General features: G+C 44.3%; 1 protein-coding gene. It reads right to left on the bottom strand.

The window, feature by feature from the left end:
* Position 1: 1 nt before the first annotated feature.
* Positions 2 to 10,820, bottom strand: a 10,819-nt coding sequence (locus QT990_RS24200; RefSeq protein ID WP_333465842.1) for an Ig-like domain-containing protein, incomplete at its 5' end; no start/stop codon positions are given.

Consider the following 10,820-nt stretch of genomic DNA (forward strand, 5'->3'; position numbering starts at 1 on the left):
CCTAAACCAGCATGAAATTAGCCGATGTTATCGCATCCGCACTCACTCCAACCATCACACCTAACTGCTCCCCTGTCAAGAGATTCTTAATAATAGTTCCCTGAGTATTTTGAGTTATTTCTAACTGACCAAAACTCAAACCACCGCTTAATCCAATCAAGTCTTGACCGACGGTAAAATCAGCGATAATATCAAATCCTTCACCAGTTGTTAAGGCAAAGATATCGTTGCCACTACCACCAATCAAACTATCATTTCCCATGCCTCCATCCAGGAGATCGTTGCCTTTGCCACCAGTGAGAGTATCGTTATCGGCGCCTCCGTGCATGGTATCATTTCCGGCACACCCTCCCAGGATATCTGCTCCTTCATCACCGTTGATTAAATCATTACCTTCGCCGCCGCAGATTGTATCCGAACCCTGTTGTCCAAACAGATTGTCATCACCTTGACTACCAAGCAGGATGTCGTTACCTTTGCCTCCATATAAGGTGTCATTATCCTTACCACCATCGATGAAGTCATCATCTTTGTTGCCATAAATGATGTCAATACCTTCGCGGCCATGTAAGAAGTCATTGCCTTTGCCTCCGAAGATTAAATCGTTACCCGATTCGCCAAGGATGATGTCGCTTCCTTCATCTCCGTAGAGAGTATCTTCATCTTTGCCTCCGGCGATGAAGTCATTGCCTTGGTTGCCATTAATAATGTCATTATCGGCACCACCGTATAGGTTGTCATCCCCGGATTTGCCCTCGAATATGTTGGCAGCATCGCTACCTAGTAATTCATCGTTTTGGGCAGTGCCTATCTGAAGGCCGGATGCGTCGAGTATGGTGTTTTCAACAGAGTTTGGTCGGTTTAAGTTGGGATAGGTAATTTTGTCGCAGATGCACTCATCGTCTGAGAGGTTATTAGTTGTTGGGGTGGGGGTTGCTGTTTCCGATGGTGTCGGTGTTTCTGAGGCTGTTTCCGATGGTGTGGGTGTTTCTGAGGCTGTTACTGATGGGGTCAGAGCGATCGGTGGGGTGGGAGCGATCGGTGTTGGGGTGTCAGTGCCGGTTTCGGTGTCGGTTTCGGTGTCGATTTCGCCAGAGGTAGGTTCCTCTGGAACGATCGGGCTATTACCATCGATCGTCTCGACAACAGGGCGAACAGTGGGGTCATTAACCTTCACCTTCTCCATCCGAGCCAGAATCGCCTCTTTGGTGTTGTTAGCGAGGAACTGTTCAACTGTCACAGTGCCCGCAGCCAGTTCCGGCAGTCCCACCGCAATTTGACCTACAGACACCGCCTGCAATTTGGTGATGTCAAGAGCGATATCTTTGATGGGGCGACCGCTAGCGACGAGCTCCTTGACCATTTGATTGCCCAGAGCCATGATTTGAGCAGCGGCTTTAGCGGCATTCTCTAGCTGGGTTGGATTGATTTTTGGATCGGACTTTGCTGCTAGAGTAATGGCTCCTTGAACCATCGCTAAGATTGTTTCTGCTTTACCCAAATCTAAAGGAGTGCCGCCCTTAGCTTGATTGGCGATCGCGCCAATTGCCGCCCCCGCAAGTTGAGTCAGCGATAGATTACTTGCTCCATCAATAAACTTAGCTGTTTGGACAATAGTGTTTTGAACCTGAACGTCCAAGGCATAGACAGCTAAACCACTAGGTTCTTCATTAGCCATCGCTTCCTGAGAGTCATATAGACTCAACTTAACACCAGAGGGAATACCCAAAGCTGCTTTTACTTGAGTTTCTGCTTCTTCTAAAGAAATATCAGTTAATGCCAACTCCGCCACAAGCGTTGTTAAAGGAGTCACCATCATCGTGTTGGCTGTGGAAAACAAGGGCGTATCCAGGGGCAAATTCGTGGCTGTATCAGTACCGCCAATCGCTACTAGCTTCCCTTCACTGGGATCAAGGGAGTTATTTTTGTTAGTATCAAAGGTTTCAAGGGGAATCTCTATCTCATAGCTGCCATCTGCTTTGGTTTGAGTGAATGGCTCACTAGCATCTTGCACACCATTCAAGTTGGCATCAAAGAACAGAGTAGCGGTGCTAATGTAGCTGGCCTGTACTGTTCCCTGTTTTGCTCCAAACTCAAACTTGAACAGATTCTCTTTAGCTAAGTCGAACTCTTTTGTGATACCTAATGCACCAAATTCAGCCTTAGCCCGGGCATCTATCGAGCCTTTAAAGTTGAAAGATGCACCGGGATTATACAATATATCGCTCAGTTCATAACCGCGCAGTTTTCCATCTGGTGGAGTGCTACGATCCACCAGATCCATATCGATTGTGCCTTCGATTCCCCCTGTTACCTTAGCCGTAAGTACAGGGCTATTTAAACCAGCATACAGTTGCAAAAATGCTTTGAGCGTAGCTTCTGGTACATCGTCGCCGGTGCCGTCAGCGTTTTCTGTATCGCTGACATAAAACCCCTGCCAAAGATCCGCCAGATACCAATAACCATTGTTGGCTTCAAGGCTTTGAACTATCTTTTTAATACCGTTGGTGTCATAACCAATATCGATGGGACGAACTTTTAAATCTATACCACCCTCAATTCCCAATAACCCTGGAACGAGATCGTATCTCAACCCAGCTAGAGATAAATCTAATTCGGGCAGTTTGTACGTCATGATGGGAATGTCATTTCCAGCCAAGAGCTTTCCAGTGGATTCAGGATCGCTAAAGAGTGGAAAGCTAAGATTCTCGATTACCCCTGACAGTTTGTCCGCAACTTTACTCTTTTTATTTTGATCTTTTGTCCCGCTAACTTGGTTTTTTACCCCTGATGTTTTTTTCTGTTGCGTGAGACTGTTGCTTAATGCAGTCTTACGGTTTGTTTCCTTCTCCTCAAGCTCTTTGTACTTGTCTGCATATTCTTGAGCGTTGCTACTTAGTTTCTTAATTAAGTCATAACCTTGTGCTTCTTCAGTACCTGATTTGCTCCAGGTATAAGGTTGAAAACTCAGTGCAAAGTTATTACCATCTTTAGTAGATTCTTCAACTAATCTGCTAAACTCATCTACTTGAACAACAGCATTGACGTACAAAGAAGCAGCTTTTGCTTTAGGATCTCCTGACAATTCTGCCAGTTTGGTTGCGAGTTCCAAAATAGTGACTTTCCGATCAGAGTCACTATCAAAGAAAGAAGTCGTTCTGCCATCAAAATCTACACTTTTTAAGGCATTGTCAATTCCCGTAAAAATTTTAGTATCGCTTTTGAGGAAATCAATAATTGGTCGAATGGGTTTAAGGATACTCGAAACAAAACCATCATTGCCAAAAATTGGGTTGACAATATCTGTTATCGTTTTCCCTAAATCTAATTTGATGTTATGAAGCTTGAAAGAATTTGGATTTTCTTGTTTAATTTCTTTGCCGTTGCTGTAGGTTACTAGAGGCAAGTCAGTAGATAGGTCGAACTGGAAAGGTGGCGCGAACCAATACTTGTCTGTCACCTGACCGGCAAGATTGAGCGTCCCACCTGCTTTCAATTCAGACTCATATACCTGTTGAGTTTTAGCTGAAGAATAATTCTGTGCTATTTCTGTTGCAGTTAGTCCATAGCCATCAGAGTCATTTCCTGATCCATCAATATCGCGCAAATTTAATTGATAGTTTGCCAGAGATTGACTTAAACCTGTATCATCCGACTTGCCAGTAAATTCCACAGGCAAAAATCCCATGATACTGTTAGACAACTTATAACCGGCTTTGATTTGTTCTTCAGTTAGACTGGTGAGTTCTGTATATCCGGTGTCGATATACCATCCGAGTTCTGGTTTATATTCTAAGCGCACGTCCAGATCGTAATTCAATGTTGTAGAACTGCCACCTGCGCCATTGTCTTTAAATTTGATGCGGTCAAAGAGATTAAATCCCTTACTCCCCAGAGAAGTTTCTTCAAACTTTTCCTCTGCCTTGATCCGAAATTGTAACTTATCATTTGTTACTTCAAATTGAGAAAGATCTAAAGAAAATCCCTGCGGTAAGACTGCTGTTAGCTTTTCTTTTAGCTCTTTGCCAGTCAGTTGAGGGTTCTCAACCAGTACATTCGCAAAGCTTTGACCCACCTTAGACAAACTATTCTCAAGTAAATCACTTGGAAATTTCCCAAAGAACGGTAGAGCGACATTTTTATTATCCTGGGCAGCCGAAGCTCCCAGTAAATCAAAAGCGAGTTGAGCCATACTCGCTCTTGACGGCTTACCGTTACTACTCTCAAAGATAATCCCCTGTGCAACACTATTGTCTAAGGTGACATTGCTTGGACCGCTTAAGATCAGTTTGAAGCGCTCGTTAAATTCAGCTTTGGAGTCGCCATTGATGTTAACGCGAATCGTTTTTTCAGTTTCTCCTGGTGCAAACGTTAAAGTTGGCTGTGGGTCGATCACCTGGTAATCTTTATCTAAAACTGTAGCAGTGCCATCCTGCGTGCGATAGCGAAGGCTAACTGGAGCTTGGGTTGTGCCGGGGCGATCGAGCTTGAGGTTAAAGATGGCTGAGGTAGTAGTCCCCTCTGCTCCTTCGGGGATTAGGACAACAGGGTCGATCGAAATGTTGGGTCTAGCACCGTCAGGATAGAAGGATTGTGAGTCATTAAAATCATCAATGACAACTGTCCCCTCCCCTACAGCCTTGACAAAACTATTACCCTTTAAAACAAGGCTAAACGTTTCATCACCTTCTGCTTTGGTATCAGGTTTAACGTAAACAAAGTCAGCCTCAAGCCCACGGAGTCTGTTTTTTTGGTCATCCGTTAACGACTTGGTGGTAACGGTGATAGTTTTGCTGGTTTGTCCCGGCTCGAAATCAAGAGCATTATATGGGTCGAGTGCGGTGTAATCATTGTCAGAATTATTACTATATATGTCAGAACCCTTGGCTGTACCATCTTTAGTTGTAAATCCAAGCAGTGCATTTGGTGGCAAGGGTTTAGAAAGAGTGACGGTAAATGTAGCGGTTCCCTTGTCCTCATCAATAATGGCAGTATCGCTAATCGTAGCTACTGGTTTGTCATCATCAACAATTGTTACTGTACCTGTATTTTTTGTCAGGGCGACATTAGTGGCATTGCTGAGAACAAGATTAAACGTTTCGTCAGGTTCAATCTCGGTGTCACCATTCACCAGCACTTTAATAGTTTTCTTTGTTTCTCCGGGGGCAAACTCAAGCTTGCCCTGAAGGTGCGTATAATCGATACCATTGTTTGCACCTGTTGTTCTGTAGTCAACCGTTACTGGAACGTTGAGCGCTTTTGCAAGATTGACCGTAAAAGTCGCTTCTTTTTTACCAGTGTCGCCCTCAGTCATGCTTACGGGCGCCTCATCAATCCAAAGGTCGATTCTGTCGTTAATCGTAATGGTTCCAGTATCTTTGGCAAGCGGGGCATTGACGGGATTGCTGAGAATGACAGAAAAAGTCTCGTCCGGTTCTTGCTTGCCATCGTTAATGATCGGAACCGATATGGATTTAGTGGTTTCGCCTGACGCGAATGAGACTGTACCAGCGGCGACTGGCTTATAGTCTTGATTCGCGATTGCCGTACCATCTTTGAATGCGTAGTTAACCGATACGTACTCTGTGCTGGGACTAGACAGCTTAATCTCAACATTAGCGACTCCATCTCCACTGCTGGAACCAACTATTTCCGCAACATTGATATCGGGAACAGAAATTGTCGGTTTGGAATCGTCATCGAGTACCGTTGCGATCGCATTGCCTTTATCTTGAGCGATGCTCCCATTAGTGCCATAGGTGTCAAGAATCAGCTTAAACTTTAAAGTGCTGTTTTCTTCAAATGCCGTGTCACCTCTTACTGGAATTCTAATCGTCTTACTGGTTTCACCTGGGGCAAATGTTGCGAGAGTCCGTTGAACCGGCTGATAGGCAGCCCCGATCTGACCATAAGAACTTACATTTTCAGTCCGATAATAGAAACTAATCGGTTGACTAGATGGCTTAGAGAGAGTAGCTGTAAAATTGGCTTGGGTAGAAAAGGTATTGTTATTCCCGTCAGCATTTCCCTCGTTCAGAGTAATATTTTCTACAGAAATTTCTGGCGGAGCATCATCGTTTTCTATGTATATACCCCGATCATTCCTATATAATGTAGACAATAAAGCATTCTCAGGATCACTGATGCGAACACCAAGAAACTCATCTTTTTCGTCAATGAGATCGCCTTTGATAGCTATATCGATCTTTTTCTTGGTTTCTCCGGGATTGAAGGTTATAGTTTGGAGTGGAATGGGGGTATAGTCCTCATTTGGCGTTGCTAAGTCGTTCACCCAATTTGGCCCATAATAAGTTTCAAACTTAACTTTGACCGGAACACTGCTCGGTTTGTCAAGGGAAATAGGAACGTAAGTATTAGAAATACCACTGTTTCCTTCTTGAACAGAGATCGGGGTGTCCAGGCGAGTTTCTAGGCTAAGTACAGGCTTATTGCTATCTTTGATTTTAGCTACCCCAGTCACTTTATTACTCAACGCAGCATTTTGAGCGTTGCTCAAAACAACTTTAAATGTTTCATCAGGATCCCATATATTATTATCTTCCAAGATTGGGACGGTTATAGTTTTTGTTTGTTCACCTGATGCAAATTTAATCGGAGTTTTGGCGATCGCTGTATAGTCTTTATCGGCTGCTTTTGCCGTGTCGTCAACGGTTACATAGTCAACCGTTACTGGTGTAGTGCTTGCTGTTGAAAGCGCAATGGTAAAGATAGCATTCGATCCCGTTTCATCAACTTCAATATCATTAATAGAAATTGTGGGAAGAACATTAACAGCATTTGTTGTCCAGTCCCAAGCACTATTTCCGCTTATCCCCGCATAATTATTTACTCCTAAATCTTTAATTGTACCGTTAGTAATCTCGACGTAGTATTGTGTGTTTAGCTCCAAGTTAGCAGTTGGGTTAATGGTGAGTTGGCTGCCACTAATCGTGACATTATTTGCTCCGACAGAAATGGTTTCAAAAACGGAATTATTAGACTTTCGCTTGATGACAATATTGCCCGTGCCTTTTTGAATGGGTTCGCTGAAATTGACAACTAAATTACTGGCAACTGCAACAGCCGTAGCATTATGAGTGGGAGTGAAACTTGTTGCTGTGGGTGCAATTTTATCGGCAATAAAGTTCCAAGCATCATTGTCGTAAATTTCTGCAAAATTATTCCCCGTTAAGTCTTTAATTGCTCCCCCGGCAATTCTAACGAAATAGTCCGTATTTGGGGCTAAATCTGCCGTTGGATTAATCGTGAGTTGGTTTCCACTAACGGTAATTTTATTGTCCGTAACTGGAATGCGTTCAACAAGGGAATTATCAGATAGTTTCCTGATACTAATATCGCCCGAGCCTTTCTGAATAGGTTCGCTGAAGTTCACTACTAAATTCGCAGAAACGTTGAGATTACGAGCATTATCGGCAGGGGTAAAACTTATGGCTGTGGGAGCAATTGAGTCAATTGTTTGAAATTTCCAGTTGCCGTTACCACTAATTCCAGCAGAAGAATTTCCAGCTAAGTCTTGAATAGTACCACCCGAAATTTCTACATAGTAATCGGTCTTTTCAGCTAAACTAACTGTTGGTTTAATTTTTAACTGACTGCCACTAATAGTGGCATTGTTACCCGTAACCGGGATAGTTTCCACAATGGAATTATCCCCCATTTTTTTGATAACAATATTTCCTGTTCCTTTGGCAATTGATTCACTGAAAGTGACTACTAATTCTCCATCAGTAGCAACACTATTAGCATTATTAATCGGTGTTAAACTGTTAATTCTTGGTACGGTTATATCTGGATAAACACTGTTATTTTTGTACACTTTGGTTATCGACGAACCCATCAACACAAAGTCTTGTTTTCCGTCTCCGTTATAGTCGGCCCAAGCTACAGAACTACCACCAACACCGGGCAAAGAAATACTGGTGTCTTCTGTAAAACCACTCCCTGTATTTTTGTACAATTTGGAGGTTCTAACAAAATTTGCTCCATAACCTGTCAACAGGAAGTCCTGTTTTCCGTCTCCGTTGTAGTCGGCCCAAGCTACAGAACCCTCCTGAACACCAGGCAAGGAAATAGTGGTGTCTACTACAAAACCACTCCCTGTATTTTTGTACAGTTTGGATATTTCACCTGAAGCTGAATTACCTGTTAATAGAAAGTCCTGTTTTCCGTCTCCGTTATAGTCTGCCCAAGCTACGGAACTGGTGGAAACACCAGGTAGGGAAATACTGGTGTCTTCTGTAAAACCAGTGCCGGTATTTTTGTACAGTTTAGAAACAATGCCTAAGGTAAAAGGTGCATAGCCAGTCAACAGGAAGTCTTGTTTTCCATCTCCGTTATAGTCGGCCCAAGCTACGGAGCCGAAGGAAACACCAGGTAGGGAAATATTGGTGTCTTCTGTAAAACCAGTGCCTTGGTTTTTGTATATCCGGGAGATCCTGGGGTAAGCATCACCTGTCAACAACAAGTCCTGTTTTCCGTCTCCATTATAGTCAGCCCAAGCTACAGAGCTATTACGAACACCGGGCAAAGAAATCCCGGTGTTTTGTGTAAAACCACTCCCTGTATTTTTGTACAGTATTGAGCCATACTGCATACCAGTCAATAATAAGTCTACGTTGCCGTCTTCGTTATAGTCTGCCCAGCTTGCAGAACCGTAATCTCCACCAGACAAGGAGATATTAGAGTCTTCCACGAAAGCCGGTACAGCAGTAGCAGTATTGAAATTCCAAGCAGTTGCACCTGTAGTACCGGCATAATTATTACCTGCAATATCTTTAATCGCACCAGCAGCAATTTCAACGTAGTAACCAGTACCGGGCGCTAAATCTGCTGTGGGATTAACGGTGACGGTTGAGCCGCTAATCGTGACATTGGGGGAAGTAACATTTATAGTGTCCACCAGCGTGCCGTCGGTTTTCTTGATGACAATATTGCCAGTGCCTTTTTGGACTGCTTCATTCAAGTTGACAACTAAATTAGCAGCAACTGCAATATTAGTGGCGTTATCGGCGGGGGTGAAAGTGGCAGCGGTCGGCGCTGTGGTGTCAGCAGTGGTGAAATTCCAAGCAGTTGCCCCTGTAGTGCCGGCATAATTGTTACCAGCCAAGTCTTTAATCGCACCGTTAGCAATTTCCACGTAGTAACCAGTACCAGGCGCTAAATCTGCCGTGGGATTAACTGTGACTGTACTACCGCTAACGGTGACATTTGTGGAAGTAACATTTATAGTTTCCACCACTGAGTTATCCGAGACTTTCTTGATAACAATATTGCCGATGCCTTTTTGTACGGCTTCACTCAAGGTGACAACTACATTAGCAGCAACTGCAACACTGGTGGCGTTATCTGCGGGGGTGAAAGTGGCGCCTGTCGGCGCTGTGGTATCAGCGACGGTGGTGAAATTCCAAGTAGCTGCACCTGTAGTACCGGCATAATTGTTACCTGCTAAGTCTTTAATTGCACCAGCAGCAATTTCAACGTAGTAACCAGTACCAGGCGCTAAATCTGCCGTGGGATTAACTGTGACGCTACTGCCAGTAACGGTGACATTTGCTGAGGTGACATTGATAGTTTCTACTAGCGAGTTATCCGAGACTTTCTTGATGACAATATTGCCGATGCCTTTTTGTACGGCTTCACTCAATGTTACGACTAAATTAGCAGCAACTGCAACACTGGTGGCGTTATCTGCGGGGGTGAAACTGGCTGTCGGTGGTGTGGTGTCAACGGCGGCAGCAGTGGTGAAATTCCAAGTGGTTGCGCCTGTAATCCCGGCATAATTGTTACCAGCTAAGTCTTTAATTGCACCGTTGGCAATTTCGACATAGTATGGAGTGTTTGCTGCCAAGTCAGCAGTCGGATTAACTGTAACAGTAGAGCCGCTAACTGTGACATTAGCCGCCGTCACATTAATAGTTTCTACAATTGAGTTATCCGAGACTTTCTTGATAACCAAATTGCCGATGCCTTTTTGTACAGCTTCGCTCAAGGTGACAACTAAATTCGCACCCACCGCCACACTGGTAGCGTTATCTGCGGGGGTGAAAGTGGCTGTCGGTGGTGTGGTGTCAGCGGCAACAGCCGTGGTGAAATTCCAAGCTGTTGCACCTGCAATCCCGGCATAATTGTTGCCTGCTAAGTCTTTAATTGCACCGTTGGCAATTTCGACATAGTATGCAGTGTTTGCTGCCAAGTCAGCAGTCGGATTAACTGTAACAGTAGAGCCACTAACTGTGACATTAGCCGCCGTCACATTAATAGTTTCAACAATTGAGTTATCCGAGACTTTCTTGATAACCAAATTGCCTGTACCTTTTTGTACGGCTTCACTCAAGGTGACAACTAAATTAGCAACAACTGCAACACTGGTGGCGTTGTCTACGGGGGTGAAACTGGCGGCTGTCGGCGCTGTGGTGTCAGCTACGGTGGTGAAATTCCAAGTAGCTGCACCTGTAGTGCCGGCATAATTGTTACCTGCTAAGTCTTTAATCGCACCGGCGGCAATTTCAACGTAGTAATCTATACCCTCAACTAAATTTGCTGTGGGATTAATGGTGACGCTACTGCCAGTAACTGTGACATTTGCTGATGTGACATCAATGGTTTCCACCACTGAGTTGTCGGAGACTTTCTTGATGACAATATTGCCTGTACCTTTTTGTACGGCTTCGCTCAAGGTGACAACTAAATTAGCAACAACTGCAACACTGGTGGCGTTGTCTGCGGGGGTGAAACTGGCGGCTGTCGGCGCTGTGGTGTCAGCTACGGTGGTGAAATTCCAAGTAGCTGCACCTGTAGTG

This window comes from Microcoleus sp. T3_B1, from assembly GCF_036700445.1.
Lineage (GTDB): Bacteria > Cyanobacteriota > Cyanobacteriia > Cyanobacteriales > Microcoleaceae > Microcoleus.